Raw genomic sequence first — 18,797 nt, 5'->3', positions numbered from 1 at the left:
CATTCACATTAAATTGATTTAGATCGTCACCTTTTAACCATAACTTTACTATGGTTAATTTGCTCAAAAAGCAAACAACAAGAACTTCTAGCAGGAAGCAACCGAGGGTACAAATATGGATCATCATCCCCGTCGTTCGAGTCGTATTATTACCGCCATCCTCACTATGGCAGCAGCCTTGTGTTTGGTGTTGTCATTTAGCAGTAATGCCGAACCTAAAGCTTTGGTGTTAAAACCCTTTAAACAACTTAGCCAAGAAAGCGCTGAGTGTGCAGGCTGCCATAAAGACAAAAACCCGTCTATTTACGCCCAATGGGGACGTTCTAAACACTACGGAGCCAACGTAGGTTGTTACGAATGCCACCAAGCCAATCCCGAAGACAAAGACGCAATCACCCACGAAGGCCACACGATTGCGGTGATAGTCTCCCCTAAAGATTGCTCTAGTTGCCACACCCAAGAAGTTGATGAGTTTGCTAAAAGCCACCATGCTAAAGCGGCCCAAATCATCGGTTCTTTAGACAACTTTCTTGCAGAAGTCGTAGAAGGCGCCCTTACCTTTAATGGTCAATCACCTGCTGCAGTAAATGGCTGTTGGCAGTGTCATGGTTCAGAAGTAAAAGTATTAGAAAATGGAGATTTGGACCCAACCACTTGGCCTAATACCGGTATTGGTAGGATCAACCCAGATGGATCGTTAGGCGCATGTACCGCGTGTCACCAACGCCACGAGTTCTCCATGGAACAAGCTCGCCGACCAGAAGCTTGTGGTAAGTGTCACTTAGGCCCAGACCATCCACAAAAAGAAATCTATGAAGAGTCAAAACACGGCATTAACTTCTACGCTAATGTGAACCGTATGAACTTAGACTCCGCTAAATGGATTGTTGGTGAAGATTATGATGCGGCCCCTACTTGTGCCACGTGCCATATGTCGGCCACTCGCGAACTTCCCGTTAGTCACGATGTAGGGGACCGGATATCTTGGACATTACGTCCCGCAATTTCTGAAAAAATTGATGCAAAAGCGAAAGCCCAAGGCAAAGAAGTGAAATCTTGGGAAGCTCGTCGCGCCGATATGATGAACGTATGTGAATCTTGTCATACTAAATCAATGATCGATAACTTCTATCAGCAGTTCGACTCTTTAGTTAACTTATACAATGAGAAGTTTGCTCGTCCAGGTAAAGACCTAATGGATGTGTTGAAGAGTGAGAAAATGCTGACCGAAACCGCCTTCGATGAAGAGATAGAATGGACTTGGTTCTACTTATGGCACCATGAAGGTCGTCGTGCTCGCCACGGTGCAGCGATGCAAGCGCCAGACTACGTGCAGTGGCATGGTATGTTCGAAGTCGCAGAGCGCTTCTATATTGAATTAGTGCCTCAGTTCTTAGAAGTAGTAGAAAAAGCTGAACACGCAGGCAATACCGAAGGTGCTGAAAAAGCCCGTGCAATATTGGCAGAAATACTCGAGCGACCAGAGCATGCTTGGTTTAGCGGCAATGAGCCAGAAGAGGTGAAGAAAGCCCGCAAAGAAGCGCAAGCCTCCTTTAAAGCTCGCTACTTAAGCGAAAGCAAATAGCCACTAGGGGGAGCAGCGATGCTCCCACCTTTTTTAAGAGGATGCTGATATGACAGATAAACAGCAGGCAACTCGGTGGCAACGGCTTTGGGCTTGGCTTAAAAAGCCGCTCATCATTGGGATCCCGATTGGCGTGTTTATTCTGGTGCTGGGCTTAGCTACGGTGCAAGGTAGCTTAGTGCTATCGAGTACCAACGAGTTTTGTTTTAGCTGCCACCTAAAAATGGATACCATTGTTCAAGAGTACAAGGCGTCAAGCCACTATGGAGACGGAAGTAATATTGCCGCCACCTGTGCAGACTGCCATGTCCCCCACCCGTACTTTGAAATGTTAAAAGTAAAAATTGCGGCTACGGCAGATATTTACTACATGATGCTTGGCACCATCACTAAAGAAAATTTTGAACAACACCGTCCGGCTTTGGCTGAAACCGTTTGGCACGACATGCAAGCCAATGATTCGGCTAATTGCCGTTATTGCCATCAGGGAGATAATTTCGATTTAACTAAGCAACCACAACGAGCCCGCCTAAACCATCAACAGATCGCGGAACGCGGGGAAACGTGTATAGATTGCCACCAAGGTTTAACGCACAAACGTATCGTTATAAAATAGTTATATAAAGTTAATTAAGTGCTTACAAAGTCTTCTAGGTGATTCACCGAGAAGACTTTTTTTGTTTACCGCTTTACTCATCAGACCTGTCGTGTTAAAAATTTGTAAAAGCTCATTCAAGTAAATTATGAATCATTATTTCCGGCTATTAAGCATGTTTATCCGCCATTGGTTTGGCAGCAAAACTCATCAAGATCCCACCGATGACTTCCTTATTACACTGCGAGCGTTGCCTCTAGACTGCGATGCCAATATGCACCTCACCAACTCCCGCTACTTTAGTTTTGGTGATTTAGGACGGATCGACATGATGTTAAAAACCAAGCTTGGCTCAGTAGCGTTTGAAAAACGCTGGTTAGGCGTAGTTAATGCGCAATCAGTAACGTATATACGACCTATCAAGCCGATGAGCAAAATCGAGTTACACAGTAAATTACTGGGTTGGGATGAAAAGTATTGGTATTTTGAGCATCGCTTTATCGGTCACGGTACGCTGTATGCCAGTATTTTAGTGCGAGGAGTATTTATCAAAAACAAAAAACCAGTCGCTATGACAAATCTACTTTCACTCGTTGATTACCATAAACCCTCTCCAGAACTGCCGATGCGAGTGATTCATTGGAAGCAGTTACTATCGACTAAAAAAGAAGAGTCTGCCCCCATATAGGTAGGCTGTTTTTACCGCGGTACAAACGCATAATGAAAAGTTAAGCTTAGCTGCCATGCTTGCGAGTAAGCTTAACTTATCAACTCACTATGAGCCCATTATTATTTATTAGATGCCCTTTAAGTATACTGCAAATAGTCAGCACCAGTTATCCAAGCTCAGCTGTCGCTAAAGGCGTCACTTTAGCGACCAGTCAATCCACACCTACCTTCATAATAAAAAGTTCTGTATCGGGTATTCAACTAGATATTATTCAGCAAGCAATTGAAAATTATAGTTATAAAATCAATGAACTTATAAACTCAAAGTGTCGTGTAGAGAGAATGATAATACTAAGTGCTGTTGATGCCATCGTTAGTTCGCCTAATAATGGTGAGCACGCTTACTTATCTGAGCCGGTTATTTTTTATCAAAACATCGCCATCAGCGTTAATAATAGACAATTAGCAATAGACAACATCAGCGCTCTCAGTCAATTTAAGCTTATGGGATGTCAAAATACCAAAACGTTTCTTGGCAATGTGCAGGCTAAAGTCGCAGCCTAGAATGATGCTGATACTGAGGTAGCAAACCAACTTGCACCGCTAATAAGATTAAACCGGAGCCAGCTTGATGTCATCATTACGGGCAAGCGTACATTTCATTATCTAAACCAAACGGCATGGCCTCAAGGCACGATAAGGCCTCAAGTGACATTTCATGACGTACTTCCACCTTCGCCTCGAGTCTTAGGGTTTCACCATAAGACGCTAAGAGATCAATTTAATGTGGGGTTAATGCAATTTAACGCTGAACAAGCCCACCTTTTCGAATAGTATTTATAGCCGAGCCAAATAAGTATTATGAAAGAACAAATATAACAATGGGTCCTCTGGTGTTTTTCCAAGATTACAATGAATTACACAAGCACAAAACCTACAATTGATATAATAGTTAGTTTAATGTTAATTAATTTATATTTATTACAACTCCAAAAATAATTAATTAAGTGGTAGAACCACACTGCGCCATAATTTTAAAAACAAGCCAAAGATCACCATTTGATAAAAAATACTTTTTTTTGATAAAATTATCGACTTAAATAAAGCAAAACTGTAATGAGTAGCTAATAATCTAAGCCTGAAAACGTTATCATGAAAACTCTATTTTCGCCTATGAGGAAGTATTCGAAATGTCAGAAAACCGCTATTCCCATGTTTCTAGTAACAGATTAGTGAGACGTACAGTTGGGCTAGTGCTAGCCGGTGGCAAAGGCACTCGCCTTAAAGAACTCACTAACAAAGTGGCTAAACCCGCCGTATCTTTTGGTGGTAAATACCGAATCATTGATTTTACTTTATCAAACTGTATCAATTCTGGGGTGCGTAACATTGGGGTGCTAACCCAATACATGGCCCATGACTTAATTATGCACCTTCAGTCAGGCTGGCAAATTCTTAATCCTGCCCTCAATGAACGAGTATCAATCATTCCTGCACAACAGCGTACTGGCGAAAACTGGTACCGAGGCACCGCCGATGCTGTTTACCAAAACCTAGACATCATTAACAACGACAGCACTGACCGAGTGCTAATTCTCGGGGGTGACCATATCTACAAGATGGATTACTCACGGATGATCAACTTCCATGCAGAAAACGACGCAGATGTTACCGTTGCCTGTATCCGCAAACCGCTTTCTCAAGCTTCATCATTTGGGGTAATGGGTTTAGACCCTGAAGGAAAAATAGTAGATTTTGAAGAAAAACCGGAGCATCCAAAATCTGACCCTAACAACCCAGAGCTAGCCTTAGTCTCTATGGGCATCTATATTTTCAACATCGATATTCTTGATAAAGTGTTGCGCGAAGGTCTATTACAACCGGGCTACTCACATGACTTTGGTCACAATGTTATCCCTAGTATGTTAAAAGACCGCAAAGTTTACGGCTATGTATTTGCGGATCAAGGTCACCCTGGCCGCAATGCCTACTGGCGCGATGTAGGTGACATTGACGAGTACTTCGCGGCAAACATGGATTTGGTAGACCCTAATCCCGAGTTGGATTTATACGACCGAGAATGGCCGATCATTACCGATCAAAAACAACGTCCCGGGGCCAAATTTGTTTTTAATGACGATGACCGCCGCGGCTACGCTACAGATTCCGTATTGTCTGCTGGCGCAGTAGTATCTGGAGCCCGAGTCAACCGCTCACTGCTATCGCTGGACGTTAGAATTGAAGACCATTCAGAATTAGATGAAGTAATAGCCCTTAACGGCGCAGTGGTTGGCAAAAACTGTAAGATAAAACGCGCCATTATCGCTGAAGATTGTATTGTGCCCGATGGTACTATAATTGGATTCGATGAAGAGGAAGATCGTCGCCGCTTTACCGTCTCAAAAGGTGGTGTCACGTTAATTTCTTGTGAGATGTTTGACTAAATGATTAACGCTAGCAAGCACTCTGCTTGCTAGCTCTCACTTTCTAAAAACATTTCAATCAACAAATAGCGTGTCATCTTTCACCTTGCAGTCCACCAACAGCACCACGTCTTTACTTATGTAGGTACTGAAGGTTTTACACATTTCTTTACTACTTGAATCACGATAGATTTTCGACAAAATTAGCTGTTGTGGTTTCACTGAATCTAACGCAATTAGCGCATGGAAATATGGTCGAAAACTCCAATTTGCACCCACAAATTGGTTATCTTCAATAATGCCTTGCTCGGTCACATCAAAATTTGGCGATACTTGGGTGCCGTCTATTTTACAAAGGAAATATCTCAAGATACCGACATTGACCAATTGTGCAGCTAAACTGGCCACCGATTGAACATTTTGAATTAAATGTTTTAAGGCTAACACGCTCGTTTTTACGTTAACATTGTGTTTTACCGTCTCTAGGGTTCGATGACTTTTACGTTGCAAATAACTAGCAAGCAACTGCTTTACCTTAGCTTGGCTATCTTGAGCTGGTAAAAAACGTTCCTCGGCTTTATGAAATAACCAGCCCTGCATATATCTCGCGCCACACTCTACCCCAAAATGAAACTCTTGCTCTGTTTCTACGCCCTCGCAAATCAGTTCGCAGCCCACCCGCTGCACCAACTCTGCAACAGATAACACCACATCTGCCGGTAAGCCTCCTTTGGTAGCATTTTTAAATAAACGCATGTCCAATTTAATAATATCAGGCTCTAAAGCAATAATTCGGTCCAGTTGCGAAGCGCCCGCACCAAAGTCATCAATCGCCACTTTCAAGCCAGCCTGATGATAGGCTTTAACCACGCGCTGTAGGTTATCAATATTACCGCTCGCCTCAGTAATTTCTATCACCACCTTGGCGGGATCAATACCAATTTCGTCAATCATGGCTATGGTTGGGGTGCATATTTTGCTGCTCAACATATCCACCCAATCAGGCACAATATTGAGCGTGAGAAAGCCTTCCTGCTCAGCCGCGGCAAACTGCTCCAAGGCTTGTTTACGAACAACACGGTCAATGTTGCGTCGCTCACTGAGCGAATAACGATGGTTAGAAAACAGCTCGCCAGCACTCACTACCTTGCTATGTTGCTGATGGGTTCTTGCTAGCGCTTCATAACCCGCTATTTGCCCTGAAGGCAAAAAAACGATGGGCTGAAAATGCGGAAAGTAATTGAGTGGCTCTAAAGCTGGTTGATTAGCGAGATTAATTGCCGACTCAATACTAACAACTTTATGATGTTGTTTATCAAAACCCATTATGTTCACTGCAGTTAATCAACGAAAGGTGAATAATAAGCACAAAGCGCGCCAAGCATTGAGTAATTAACTACTCAATGCTAACCGTTTTAATCATGCGCTTAATTTCTGGAACACATGACCCACAATTTGTGCCCGCTTTACAGTGGCGGCCTACTTGCTCTGCACTGTCGCAATCATGCTCAGCAATCACCTCGCTGATGGTTTGTTGACGAACCTGATGGCAAGAACATACGATCTTACCCAAATCGGGAGCTGGGCTCGTTCCCGCCAATACACCTCGACGAATATTGTCCGACATAGGCTGCTGTAACAGAGACTCTAACCAAGAGCTAGAATCCAGCTGACCTTTTGCTGCTGCCGTAAAGCTAGAAAACAACTCCCCTTCCACCACTAGCGCAGAACGATAATGCTGCTTAACCTGATCGGCAAAATCCAAACTTTGTAACTTGGCTTGCGATAACAAGAGTGCTTTTAATTTACTGGCCAACATTGCTGGTTCAGACGTGTCGGCAATGCGGTACAAATAGCCGTCACCCAAACCTTGTTTCACCCAATAATCAACCGGTAACGCTTGGCATTGTTGAGTGGATAAGGCGTTAGCCGTCAGCAATACCGCTTCGCTGGCATATTCCCAGGCGCTGATTTTTACCGGGGTATATTTGCTCTCGGGTTGCCCAGAGATAGGGTCTACTGAACTAGCCACAAGGTTACTTACCAGTCCATCACTGGAGTACTGCGTATTCCAGTGAATAGGCATAAATAGGTAACCCACTTTTTGCCCCTCACTAATACTTAAGCGAACTTTTAGCTCGCCCACTTGGCTATTTACAGTTACCACCTCACCATCACATAGCCCTTGATTGGCCGCGTCTTGTGGATGGATCTCTAATAAGGGTTCTGAAGTATGGCTACTTAACTGCGGCGCCAAGCCGGTTCGAGTCATTGTATGCCATTGGTCGCGCACACGGCCGGTATTCAGTACTAAGGGAAAGGCTTGGCTAGGCGGCTGTAACGATTGATTTGTAACGGCAATCAGCTGGGCTTTACCAGAAGCAGTAGAAAAACGCCCCTCACTAAATAAGCTTTTGTTATCAGTGTTCGTCTCCAAAGCAATTGGCCAGCGCTGCGGGCTCAATTGATCAAAACCTTGCTGGTCTTTACCACTTAAACCGCTAATGTTAAAAAGGCGCTCCCCGGTGTCACTGAGTAAGCCCGATAACGCAGCATGCTCACTAAATATGTCAGCAGAACTTTGATAATCAAATGCGCTGGCAAACCCCATGTTTTTTGCCACTTGGCTCAGCAGATACCAATCAGGCTTGGTATCACCTTCGGCACTTACAAACGCTCGCTGGCGCGAGATCATCCGTTCAGAGTTAGTTACCGTACCATCGCGCTCTCCCCAAGCTGCTGCGGGTAACAATACGTCGGCGTAACGCGTTGTATCGGTTTCAGCAATACAATCTGACACAACCACCAAGGGACATGCCAATAATGCTTCTCTCACTTTGGCAGATTCGGGCAAACTTACCGCAGGGTTAGTCCCCATGATCCACACCGCTTTTATCTCACCACTGCCAATTTTTTCAAATAGCTCCACCGCCTTATACCCTGGCTTTTGGCTTAGCTGCTCGGTTTGCCAAAACTGTGACAATGCCGCTAAATGCTCCGGAACATAGTCTAGATGCCCTGCCAACAAATTAGACAAGGCACCCACTTCACGCCCTCCCATAGCGTTAGGCTGACCGGTAATAGAAAATGCGCTAGCGCCTAACTTGCCGATCTTTCCAGTAGCTAAGTGATTGTTAATAATCGCATTTACCTTGTCTACACCTTGGCTACTTTGGTTTACCCCTTGGCTAAATACAGTGACACAACGCTGATTATCGGCAAATAATTGGAAGAACCGTATTAAGGCTTCTGGCTCTAAACCACAGGTTTGGGCTAACGCGGGCAAATCACCCGCGTCTTCAACCGCGCTCTGCAGCGCCGCTTCAAGGCCTTCAGTAGAGTGTTTGATGTAGTCAGTGTTTAACTTGCCATGCTCACTTAAGTAGGCGAGTAAACCATTAAACAAAGCTACGTCAGTACCACCGTTCAGAGGCAAATGTAAATCGGCGATGTCGCAACTGTCGGTGCGGCGAGGGTCAATCACCACGACTTTTAAATGAGGGTTTGCCACCTTGGCGCGCTTTAAGCGTTGGTAAACAATCGGGTGACACCAAGCTAAATTGGAGCCTACAAGGGTGACTAGCTCAGCATGTTCTAGATCGTCGTAACTCCCCGGAACAACATCTTCACCAAAGGCGCGCTTATGCCCAGCCACCGCTGAAGACATACATAAGCGTGAATTAGAATCGATATTTGAGCTGCCGATAAAGCCTTTAATCAGCTTATTCGCGACATAATAGTCTTCGGTTAACAGTTGGCCTGACACATAGAAAGCCACCGACTCAGGACCGTGTTCGGCAATGATGTGGCTTAATCTTGCAGCAACAAAGCTCAAGGCTTTGTTTAAAGGCTCTTTATGGCCCTTAATATAAGCGTGTTGGAGGCGCCCTTCTTTAATCACTGTTTCACCTAACGCGGAGCCTTTTGAGCACAACAAGCCGCTATTGGCAGGATGCGCTGCATCGCCTCTTACGGTCACTTTTCCATCACTGGCTACTTTAGCTTCTACGCCACAGCCCGTACCACAATAGGGGCAGGTGGTTTTGATCCATTGCTGAGATTGTTGTTGAGACACGCTATATACTCCTCACCGAATTTCTAGGCGAGTCGATCTATTTCGCCCGCATTTATAGTGAGTACATAGCAAGAGACGAACCAATAAAAACAGGGCAAAAACCTATTACTTAAGGAGTAGAAAAAGCCACTATTTAGCCCATAATTTAGGCTACAATATAGCATCAAGCCCAACGCCGCCCTCTGTTGGTGCAACAGATCCCGAATTTGAACCTAAAGCCCCGATATGAGTGTGGCTAAAGTCGCAGTAATTAAAACAAATACCAGGGCTATTACGGCAAATAAGCGTGTCGGTCGTACACCTGGGATAACGAAAGCCCCCCAGCTTGTAACCTTGTGTTATAGGAATTGACTAAAAGATTGTTATCCACAGAGAGAATGAAAAAAGCCAGCGTGATTATTCACCACGCTGGCTGAGTAAGTTATTTGGCGCACATTCAGTTTAAGACCCAGAGAAGTAACACTTAATCCAGTCGTAAAGTATTGCTTGATTAACCGCAGCCTGAGAAATCTCTTTAAACTCACCGGCTGGATCTTGATGGTTAAAGGTAAACTGGTAAGAAATAAACTCAGGGCTATGGTCATGTAAAACCACTAAAATGCGCTTGCCTGTTTTTAGGCAATCTATCGTCATTAAGTCGGCTGGCACACCATTTTTACGCATACTACGGTTAATACCAATGACCGGGTCTATATCTTCAAAATCTTGCTGAATTCGAAAATGCGCGACGTTGGCGATATCCGTTAGGCTCACTAATCGCTGCTCGCTAGCAGAGGCTTGTTTATCGATATTTTTCATTCACTAACCCGCGCGTAAAGCTAAGATAGCCTTAAGGTCTAAAGGTTGAGGATAAGCACAAAATGCAGGGTTCTTTTCTGCAATGGCATGTATCGACATTCGGTCTGCAAGTTCGTTGCCCTCTACCCCTACATGGCCATTAACATGCAATACTTGCAGCTTGCCTTTGAGTGCATCATAGCGCTCGAACATTTCTTGAATCAACTCAAGATTTTTAATCTCACCACTGGCCTTTTTCCAGCCCTTTTTCTTCCAACCCGCAGCCCACTGGGTTACACACTGAATCGAGTATTTAGAGTCACACAAAATAGCCACTCTTAAGCCTTTAGCCAACTCTTTTTCAGCCATAATCATCGCCTGATTTAGCGCATGTAACTCGGCGGTATTATTGGTGCCATTAGGGTTATACAAGCCATACCATAACTCAGCGACTTGATTGTCTCTATATAGCGCAAGGCCTGACCCAGCTTTACCAGGGTTGGGTTCACAACCACCGTCGGTAAATATTTTCACTTCCGCTGCTAACTTATTTACCTCTGCAGCCGTATAGGTCTTAACGGTTTGCCCAGAGGAGCGCTTACGCGCAATGGCAGTGGCTCCAGCTTTAACCGTGCTACTCGCATTGCCACCAAAAGCGGCTTCGGCCTCAGCTAAGGTGGGAAACGATTTATAACGTGCACCCGCAAACTTATCGATGTGGCGTTTACAGGTTGGCCAATCGGTAAAAATGCCTGTCTCACGACCTTGCCAAACTACGTAGTACTTTTTAGCCATGCTGAACTCTCTCTTATATTTGCTTGCTAATATAACCAGCTGGCGCTTAATCATGAAGAGAAAGTTAGTTAAAGCGGCAAGTTATTGGGTGTTGCGCCGCTAGGCTCAATCAAATTAAGCCTGCTTATTTTAACCTAGCAGCCAATCATCGATGGTGAAGTCTAAAGCAACTTGGTATCACCCCAGTCACACTCACTACGCACTGCTTTCGAGGAAGGCATAATTGTTTTTGCCGCGATGTTTTATGGCGTACATTGCGCGATCAGCCAATTTAACCAGTTGTTGAGGGTTATCACTATGCTCTGGGTATAAGGCTATACCAATGCTGGCACTAATACACACGTCCACCGAGTCGATAGTAAATGGGGTAGCGACGGCGTGAATCATTCTTTCGGTAACAATAGCAATAGCATCACGCTCAATAACGCTACTCAGTATCACCAAAAATTCATCTCCGCCGATGCGTGCAACCGTATCAACCTCTCGAACGCAGGCACACAAGCGTTCGGTAGTCATCTTTAAAACCTGATCCCCAGCATCATGGCCAAGCGTATCGTTAACCGCTTTGAACCCATCGAGGTCAACAAATAACACCGCCACCATAGTGTTATTGCGGCGCGCGAGGGCTAAGGCGCTTTCCATACGGTCCATAGACAGCTTGCGAGTCGGTAGACCGGTGAGTGCGTCATGATAAGCCAAGTGATGAATACGTTTTTTAGCGTCTTTTAGCGCCGTAATATCTTCTTTCACCGCCACAAAATGGCTAATTTTACCATTGCGTGTTGTAACCGGTGCTATTGAGGCTATCTCCCAAAATAGTTCGCCGTTCTTTTTACGGTTATGAAACTCTCCCCGCCAAGTATCACCCGCCGAGATGGAACTCCACAACACTGCGTAATCTTCAGCAGCCATTTCACCCGATTGCAAAATACGCGGGTTTTGGCCGATAAGTTCTTTTGCAAGATAGCCGGATTTTTCTGTTGCGGCAGGATTCACGTAGTCTATAGCCCCGTCACTATCGGTAATAATTATCGATGATGCGGATTGCTTCACCGCTTGGGAAAAAATACGTAATTCAGACTCAAGGACCGCATAAGTCAGTAATATTAAGCTTATTGCAATCCCACCGATGATGAAGATACCGCCAAGAAACACGATGGAGGAAGACATACTGGCATGCATAAAAGATTGTCCTGGCGAGGACAACAAAGCAACGATTCCCCGCCCGCCGTGAATAATACCAAATGAAGCAAAAACAATGGCGACGGCGACCCCAGCAGAGCGCCAAGGTACATTTTTCTCACGCAATAAGGTAAACACTATCGCAGCGCAAATCACAACAAAGGCCGCTGAAAGTACTGCAATTCTAATATTTAGATTGGGTTCAATGTAATTAAAATAGTAAAACAGAGCTGCAACCAATGGCAAAAGCCCAAAGTCTAATAACACGATGGGAGGCCGCCCAGTAAAGACACGTAAGCCGCGCAATAGCAGCAGAAACCCCAGCACGTAAAATGAATTGGCCATAACCAAAGAAATAAAATCGGGAATGCTACCGCGCCCGGAAATCAAGATACTGCCGGCGGCAATACAAGACATTCCCAATGCCCAAAAGCCGGCCCCGTTAGCACGAGACTGTGCTCGCCATAGCGCGATCAATGCTACGGCAGCCCCCAGAGAGATAAGAGCAGTTACCACCAATAGCGTTCGGTTATCTAGCATATATATCTTACTACCATGTTAATTCCATTTATTTAATACACCGCTAAATGCAGAACTATAAGCGAATAGATACCGAAGGCTTGCTCATAAACTTGGGAGGTGGCAAATTTTGCAACAATAAGACCCCACCGAGTGACTTAATAACACTCAGCTGCTTTTCTGGGATAGTCTTCAACTTGGCAAATAATATATCACTCACCAAATAACCAATCTACTGAGAAAGCCCGCCCTGCAAAAGAAATAATCGCTAACGCCGAACACGACCAAACCATCAGGCAGAGCTGAAACAGCCCCCCATCGATGGTCGTACTCTAGGCCTTAGAAAAGTAGTTAGGCTTTTTTCAAACGTTGATACAAAGAGTCTTTCAATACCGAGCGATCATGCTTGAGCTGATGCATAGCTTCATCATCGATTGGTGCGCCATTTAACTCCAATACTCGGATTTCTTTATCTAACGCATTGTAGCGTTTAGTATCTTTAGCAAAAGCCTCGTCGCGCTTTACCAATGAGGTAATGGTATCAAGAAAATCAGGAAACTCTTTCGCTAAAGAATGATCTTCACCTAACATAAAAACTCCTTCAAATTGAACTTACAATAAGCAATAGTAAAGTGGCTATTACCACCTGTTTGCTATTTAACGTTAGCAAAAGGTAGAAAAAACACCGCTTTTTATTGGTTAATAACGCTAATGGCAAGCAAGTTGAGCGGCCTATGACAATCTTGCTAATACTGCTGAACTGCAGATGAAAATCAGGGTGAATGCTAGACACTAAAAAACACTTTAGCGCCTTTACCTCACTTTTGGACAAAGCCCTGTACAGTATTTAACTTTACTTGCAGGCCTCCAAAGAGAAAAAGTAACCGATGCCTTTGCCCTAGCTATGAGCCCTTGAAAAACCACACATACCCAGCACAGTAACGCGCGCCAACTAAATCAGTATCTTGCAGATTTAGAGAAAAAATTGTGACCATCAGTGGCTCAAATACTCTCCCCTTAAAAACAAAAAACTCCCTAGCACAAGGTACCAGAGAGTTTTTTTGTAAGTCTAGTTATTGCGTTAACGACTAACTAGCGTCATTCATTAACTTGGTTAGTTGATACTTGGGGTTTATCAACTTCTGTCATTAAACCTTTCATCAGGCTAACACAGCCCAACAAAAGAATAATGGTAAACGGCAGTGCAGCAATAATGGTAATGGATTGCAGAGTTTGAACAGATTCAGTACCGCCAATCCACAACATAAGCATTGCGATAGCACCAGAGATAACAGCCCAAACGACTTTCTGTTTGACCGGTACTTCTAACTTACCCCCCGCGGTCATGCCATCAATAACGATAGAACCCGAGTCTAAGGTTGTCACAAAGAAAACAACAATCAGTACTACAGCAATAACAGAAAGAACATTCCCTAAGGGGTACGCATCTAACATATAGAATAAGCTTAGAGAGACATCGGCAATGCCTTGATCAAGGCCTAGTTGCCCCACCTTATCGATCACCTGTTGAATCGCAACGCCACCGAATACAGACATCCAAGCCGTTGTTACCAATGTTGGAATAAGCAATACACAAAGAAGAAACTCGCGAACGGTACGCCCTTTAGATATGCGAGCAACGAACATACCAAACAGAGGTGCATACGCAACCCACCATGCCCAATAGAACACCGTCCAACCGTGCAACCAAGCGGTATCATCACGGCCAGAAGTTTGGCTTAACGGAAGAATGTTTTTCACATAACCCGTTACAGCGGTAACCAAAGAATCCAACACGGTGGTGAAATTAAAAACAGCAATCAGACCAAGGAATACAAACGCAATCACCATATTCAGGTTACTTAAAAACTTAACGCCTCCATCCATGCCTCGTATAACAGAAACAATTGCTAAGCCCATAATCAACACAATAATGGCTTGCTGAAGATAGAGGTTATTTTCGATTCCGAAAACATGGCTGATACCGCTAGCCGCTTGGGCGCCCCCTAAACCAAGAGAGGTCGCTAGGCCAAACAAAGTAACCAATACTGTTAATACGTCAATTAGGTCGCCCGTTTTACCCCAAACTCGGTCACCCAACAAAGGGTAAAACACAGAGCGCATAGAGAGTGGTAAGCCTTTGTTGTAAACAAAGTAGGCAAGGCTAAGGGCTGTCATGCCATAGATGGCCCATGCGTGTAAGCCCCAGTGGAAGACAGTTGCCCCTAACGCCAGTTCACGACCAGCCTCGGTATAAGGTTCAGCATTTAGTGGCGTACCAAACCAGTTGGTAAAGAATGCCGTTGGCTCGGCAACGCCCCAAAAAATCAGCCCAATGCCCATGCCTGCAGCAAAGAGCATTGCTATCCAAGATGTTTTGGAATAATCAGGAGTTGCCTGATCCCCTCCTAAGCGAATTTTACCTAAAGGTGAAAACGCTAAAATAATGGCAACAACTAACAAGATGTTGGCTCCCCACATAAAGAGGAAGTCAAACTTAGACAGCGCAGCACCCTTAATGAAATCAATGGCTGCTTTTGCATCTGCTGGCGGTAATGCTAGAAGGGTAACAATGAAAAGAATAGACAAGCCAAGTGAGACGACAAAAACAGTGTTATGGACATCCATCCCCCATTTACTGATGTTATCTTGACCCACTTGATAGTCAGTAGATTCAATACTGTACTTTTTTGATTTTAAACCCATAAATTATGATGTTCACATATTCGAATTAACGAATAGTACGACCAACTCCATATCCAATGACAACTTGATTGACTAGCCACGCCATAAAAACATACATGATATAAGTGATTCATGGCCTTTGCTCAACCGCAAGCGGCGCATTCTATCACCAAATGGAGATCCCTTAATTGATGTTAGCCAGTCGCTATCGAAGTTCTCTGTTTGCCAAAAAGGAATAACGGTAAGGCATTGCGAAGTCATCGGTAGCCTAATCAAGAGAACTGATTGATATGTTGTAGCGGGGTTAGACACATTCTGTAACTAAAAAATGGGGCTTAAATCTATCCTAACTAATGCTATCTCGTCTTGGCTGTAAATCATGTTGTGGAACAACGGTGTTGGCCTAAAACCGTAACTCACATTTGGACAAAACTTGTTAAAAACTTTATAGGGGCTGAGTGAACTCAAATAATGTCAGCTATTAAAAATAGCATGCAAAGTTGTGGACAATTTACGTATCCACAACAATTCAACGTTGAAATCGATAGATTCAAAGAAGGTAACTACTGAGTTACTACTCTGATGCGGTCTACGTCGACTTTTACTGTTGTCCAACCTTGGTCTACTTCACCTTGAACAATAAGTTTAGTATCTGCTGTCACAATAATACCGTGCCAATCTTCGTTTTCTATTTCCACAACAATTTGGCCCGTCTCATCACTAAACGTATATAGCTCATGACCAATTTGTTCTGTGATGTTGCCAGTAAGAGTCACATAAGCATCGTCTCTTGCTTCAGACGCAGCCTTAACCGTATCCGGATTAGCAATATTGCCGTTAAAACCAACCGATGATGACTGATTAGACGCATTCGCCTGACCCGAAGAGAACCCACCCTGCGCAAATGATCCAGCACTGGTTAGCGTTACTAGAGTTAACACACTTGAAAGCAATAATTTATTTTTCATGATAAACCTTATTTAATTTAAATAGATACGAAGTAATTCCATATCTAGTACGTCTTGATTTAGGTCTATGCTAATGAGTCTGTAACAAAATGTGTAACTAGAAAGCATTCGAAAAACGAATACAATACGCGAAAATACTATAAATCCATTCTATAAATGTGGCTACTTGGTATAACCAAACCAATCCCTTAGGGCAAGAATGATCTCATCAATAACTTCACGGTGGGGATAATCCAATCTGTAGTACAGCATCAGCTGAAATGACGGATCGATTTCTCTTTTATCAAAATTAAGCGACACCACTTGTTTCGATTGAATCGCTGGGTGCACGATGTATTCCGGAAGCAATGCTATCCCTAGGTCGCTTTTGACCAATGACACCACAGTGTTAGCATCACAACATTCAATCATCTCTAGGCTTTTGAATAAGGCTGTATCGTATTTATGGGTTTGTTCATAGGGAGAAGACCAGATTGACGTTTGCGACAATAACATATCCAATTGTATATTTGGTTCACCACATAAGGGATTATTGGGATGCGCAATCAAAGCCGTATTTTCTTCACCAACCAGTGCTCCACCCACGTTGGGGTAAATGGAATCAGCGACAATACCCAGTGCAAAATCGACGAGTTTGTTATCAAGAGCCAACTGAGTATGAGTCATATCCGTATTTTTAAGCGAGATCTGTAGGTTTGGCCACGATGTTTTCAACCGACTAATCACATCGGCAATACCTTCCCCATCGATTAACTCACCAAAACTGATCGCTAATTTAAGAGGTGTAGAGTCACTGTGTATGGAAAGCGCAAGGCTCTCAAATTTTTGCAGATATTCAATAGCAATCTTTGCTTTGGGAAGTAAAAGTTCGCCTTTTTCACTTAGGACAACAACTAAACCATTACTTTGACGATCAAAAAGCAAATACCCTAACTCGTCTTCAAGTTCGCCTATCCAGCGACTCACTGTAGACGAAGACTTGCCCAACTTACGAGCTGCTTTATTAAATGTTCCCATTTCAGCAGCGGCGATAAAGCACTCAAGGTTGTGACTTGAAAATGTTAGCACTGTTCCATCCTCTCGGTTTCCCATAGCAATACAACCACTCCAAATATGGGTCATTTCGTGCTGCGGGCTATCTCATTATGGTGCGATTATAGAGCACGTCAACACAAACAACTTAATTCAGAGGCTCCACATCAGGTTGCCTTTACAAACGAAGAGCATTTATTATGAAAAAATCAATCTTAGCCACAATTCTATTAGCGACAACTATAGGCTCTATCACATCGGCATCGGCAGCAGATGAAGTGCCTTTATCTAAGTTTTATGAAGGCTACACAGTAGCGGAAATCCCAGCCGATGGATTCCAACAATGGCCTTATTACACATATGCATCGGCACACATTGAACAGTTTTTACGTTATGGCGTACACAAACTACCTGCATCAGTAAACCCTGTTAAAATTGAACGAGTAGGCGGATTTGAAATCTCACCGGAACTACGTAAAGACCTGATCGACACACAAGTTAAAGCATTCGTAGTGATGAAAGATGGTAAGGTGCTAGCTGAGCACTTCGACAATGGCTTTAAGACTGGCATGTTAAATAACTTGCAATCAGCAGCGAAGTCTTACGTTGGTGTTTTACTAAGCCACGCGATTGATTCAGGCAAGGTTTCTCTTGATGAAAAAGCGAAAACGTATTTGCCAGAGCTAGAAGGTTCAATTATTGGCGAGGCCACTATCAGCGAAATGGCTACAATGAACTCGGGCATCGAGCCACTAAGCGACTACCACACACCAGGCTCTAATGGTTACGAGTGGGAAAAAGAGATAGGGCTACAAAACGCAGGTGAGCCAATTGGTCACTTAAATGCAATCAAGGCCGCTAAAGCGACACAAAGCGAGCGTGGCACAAACTGGGATTACACAGACCAAAACTCTGACACACTGGCTCTTATTATCGCAAAAGTCGAAGGTAAGCCATTTGAGCAATTACTTGCTGAGCTACACAATAGCTACGGTGGTAATGATGAAATTCAAATCGCAAAAACATCTGATGGCACAACATCACCAGCATATGGTATCAACACCAGTGCATACGATTATGCTTTGTTCACTAACTATATTGCGCAAGGTAAAGCGGGCAAATCTTTTTACGCAGAATTAAAAGATTCATCTAACGATGTACTTAATGTTACGCCTTTAATTAAAGACGTATTTGCGGCAGCAAGCCCTACCACGTATGACATGCAGTCGTACACAATGCAAGCTGAAAACATCATCTACTCACATGGTTCATTCGGCCAAACGGGTTTTGCTGACTTAGAATCTGGTTATTCTGTAGTGTACTTATCAGATTGGTACACAAATACAGATGTACCAAGTCTACAAAAGCAACTAATCAATGCGGTAGACGTCATTAATGAACTACGAGCTAAATAATATCGATTAGTTAAAAACCATCGCCCGCATTGGGCGATGGTCATAATTGAAGCTCTATCGCCCGTTCTTCAGGGGCA

15 protein-coding genes are annotated in these 18,797 nt (G+C 43.8%); 6 read left to right on the top strand and 9 right to left on the bottom strand.

Annotation, left to right across the window (positions count from 1 at the left end; genetic code table 11):
- Window positions 1-115: 115 nt before the first annotated feature.
- The 5 genes from ACVFI8_RS16160 to glgC all read left to right on the top strand — a co-directional run bounded on the left by ACVFI8_RS16160 (window position 116) and on the right by glgC (window position 5,293).
- Entirely contained in the window at window positions 116-1,585 is a 1,470-nt protein-coding gene (locus ACVFI8_RS16160; RefSeq protein WP_248712556.1) for a multiheme c-type cytochrome, read from the top strand.
- 49 nt (window positions 1,586-1,634) lie between these two features.
- Window positions 1,635-2,201, top strand: a complete 567-nt coding sequence (locus ACVFI8_RS16155) for a NapC/NirT family cytochrome c (RefSeq protein WP_457871928.1) — start codon at window positions 1,635-1,637, stop codon at window positions 2,199-2,201.
- 127 nt (window positions 2,202-2,328) lie between these two features.
- Window positions 2,329-2,868: an acyl-CoA thioesterase gene (locus ACVFI8_RS16150; RefSeq protein WP_457871927.1), complete on the top strand. Its 540-nt coding sequence runs from the start codon at window positions 2,329-2,331 to the stop codon at window positions 2,866-2,868.
- 89 nt (window positions 2,869-2,957) lie between these two features.
- Window positions 2,958-3,413, top strand: a complete 456-nt coding sequence (locus tag ACVFI8_RS16145) for a hypothetical protein (protein WP_248712559.1) — start codon at window positions 2,958-2,960, stop codon at window positions 3,411-3,413.
- 626 nt (window positions 3,414-4,039) lie between these two features.
- Window positions 4,040-5,293: a glucose-1-phosphate adenylyltransferase gene (glgC, locus tag ACVFI8_RS16140; RefSeq protein ID WP_457871926.1), complete on the top strand. Its 1,254-nt coding sequence runs from the start codon at window positions 4,040-4,042 to the stop codon at window positions 5,291-5,293.
- 54 nt (window positions 5,294-5,347) lie between these two features.
- On the opposite strand, the gene ACVFI8_RS16135 is transcribed toward glgC, so the two are convergent.
- The 9 genes from ACVFI8_RS16135 to ACVFI8_RS16095 form a co-directional block, all read right to left on the bottom strand.
- Window positions 5,348-6,598 carry an EAL domain-containing protein gene (locus ACVFI8_RS16135; protein ID WP_457871925.1) on the bottom strand — a complete coding sequence of 417 codons (1,251 nt, stop codon included), beginning with the start codon at window positions 6,596-6,598 and terminating at the stop codon, window positions 5,348-5,350.
- A 70-nt stretch (window positions 6,599-6,668) separates the two neighbouring features.
- The gene (locus tag ACVFI8_RS16130; RefSeq protein ID WP_457871924.1) at window positions 6,669-9,347 is read right to left on the bottom strand and encodes a nitrate reductase; all 2,679 of its coding nucleotides are present in this window, start codon (window positions 9,345-9,347) and stop codon (window positions 6,669-6,671) included.
- Between the two features lie 441 nt (window positions 9,348-9,788).
- Window positions 9,789-10,145: a hypothetical protein gene (locus ACVFI8_RS16125; RefSeq protein WP_457871923.1), complete on the bottom strand. Its 357-nt coding sequence runs from the start codon at window positions 10,143-10,145 to the stop codon at window positions 9,789-9,791.
- 3 nt (window positions 10,146-10,148) lie between these two features.
- The gene (locus tag ACVFI8_RS16120; RefSeq protein ID WP_248712564.1) at window positions 10,149-10,919 is read right to left on the bottom strand and encodes a ribonuclease H family protein; all 771 of its coding nucleotides are present in this window, start codon (window positions 10,917-10,919) and stop codon (window positions 10,149-10,151) included.
- Between the two features lie 195 nt (window positions 10,920-11,114).
- Entirely contained in the window at window positions 11,115-12,641 is a 1,527-nt protein-coding gene (locus ACVFI8_RS16115; protein ID WP_248712565.1) for a sensor domain-containing diguanylate cyclase, read from the bottom strand.
- Window positions 12,642-12,971: 330 nt separating this feature from the next.
- A complete protein-coding gene (locus tag ACVFI8_RS16110; protein ID WP_457871922.1) occupies window positions 12,972-13,211 on the bottom strand; it encodes a YdcH family protein in 240 nt (79 codons plus the stop codon).
- A gap of 507 nt (window positions 13,212-13,718) precedes the next feature.
- Window positions 13,719-15,326 carry a BCCT family transporter gene (locus tag ACVFI8_RS16105; protein WP_457871921.1) on the bottom strand — a complete coding sequence of 536 codons (1,608 nt, stop codon included), beginning with the start codon at window positions 15,324-15,326 and terminating at the stop codon, window positions 13,719-13,721.
- Window positions 15,327-15,868: 542 nt separating this feature from the next.
- A complete protein-coding gene (locus ACVFI8_RS16100) occupies window positions 15,869-16,273 on the bottom strand; it encodes a YgiW/YdeI family stress tolerance OB fold protein (RefSeq protein ID WP_457871920.1) in 405 nt (134 codons plus the stop codon).
- Between the two features lie 162 nt (window positions 16,274-16,435).
- Window positions 16,436-17,341: a LysR family transcriptional regulator gene (locus ACVFI8_RS16095; protein WP_457871918.1), complete on the bottom strand. Its 906-nt coding sequence runs from the start codon at window positions 17,339-17,341 to the stop codon at window positions 16,436-16,438.
- Between the two features lie 164 nt (window positions 17,342-17,505).
- Here ACVFI8_RS16095 and ACVFI8_RS16090 point away from each other — a divergent pair, with 164 nt between their 5' ends.
- Window positions 17,506-18,720 carry a serine hydrolase domain-containing protein gene (locus ACVFI8_RS16090; protein ID WP_457871917.1) on the top strand — a complete coding sequence of 405 codons (1,215 nt, stop codon included), beginning with the start codon at window positions 17,506-17,508 and terminating at the stop codon, window positions 18,718-18,720.
- Window positions 18,721-18,797: the final 77 nt, after the last annotated feature.

Source organism: Agarivorans sp. MS3-6 (genome assembly GCF_054112545.1).
This window is presented reverse-complemented; position numbering and strand designations above follow the sequence as displayed.

Excerpts from the sequence above, each read along its gene's own strand:
- ACVFI8_RS16100 (WP_457871920.1), bottom strand. The coding sequence starts at position 16,273 with ATGAAAAATAAATTATTGCTTTCAAGTGTGTTAACTCTAGTAACGCTA.
- ACVFI8_RS16125 (WP_457871923.1), bottom strand. The coding sequence starts at position 10,145 with ATGAAAAATATCGATAAACAAGCCTCTGCTAGCGAGCAGCGATTAGTG.
- ACVFI8_RS16110 (WP_457871922.1), bottom strand. The coding sequence starts at position 13,211 with ATGTTAGGTGAAGATCATTCTTTAGCGAAAGAGTTTCCTGATTTTCTT.
- glgC (WP_457871926.1), top strand. The coding sequence starts at position 4,040 with ATGTCAGAAAACCGCTATTCCCATGTTTCTAGTAACAGATTAGTGAGA.
- ACVFI8_RS16155 (WP_457871928.1), top strand. The coding sequence starts at position 1,635 with ATGACAGATAAACAGCAGGCAACTCGGTGGCAACGGCTTTGGGCTTGG.
- ACVFI8_RS16160 (WP_248712556.1), top strand. The coding sequence starts at position 116 with ATGGATCATCATCCCCGTCGTTCGAGTCGTATTATTACCGCCATCCTC.
- ACVFI8_RS16115 (WP_248712565.1), bottom strand. The coding sequence starts at position 12,641 with ATGCTAGATAACCGAACGCTATTGGTGGTAACTGCTCTTATCTCTCTG.
- ACVFI8_RS16120 (WP_248712564.1), bottom strand. The coding sequence starts at position 10,919 with ATGGCTAAAAAGTACTACGTAGTTTGGCAAGGTCGTGAGACAGGCATT.
- ACVFI8_RS16105 (WP_457871921.1), bottom strand. The coding sequence starts at position 15,326 with ATGGGTTTAAAATCAAAAAAGTACAGTATTGAATCTACTGACTATCAA.
- ACVFI8_RS16150 (WP_457871927.1), top strand. The coding sequence starts at position 2,329 with ATGAATCATTATTTCCGGCTATTAAGCATGTTTATCCGCCATTGGTTT.
- ACVFI8_RS16090 (WP_457871917.1), top strand. The coding sequence starts at position 17,506 with ATGAAAAAATCAATCTTAGCCACAATTCTATTAGCGACAACTATAGGC.
- ACVFI8_RS16135 (WP_457871925.1), bottom strand. The coding sequence starts at position 6,598 with ATGGGTTTTGATAAACAACATCATAAAGTTGTTAGTATTGAGTCGGCA.
- ACVFI8_RS16145 (WP_248712559.1), top strand. The coding sequence starts at position 2,958 with ATGAGCCCATTATTATTTATTAGATGCCCTTTAAGTATACTGCAAATA.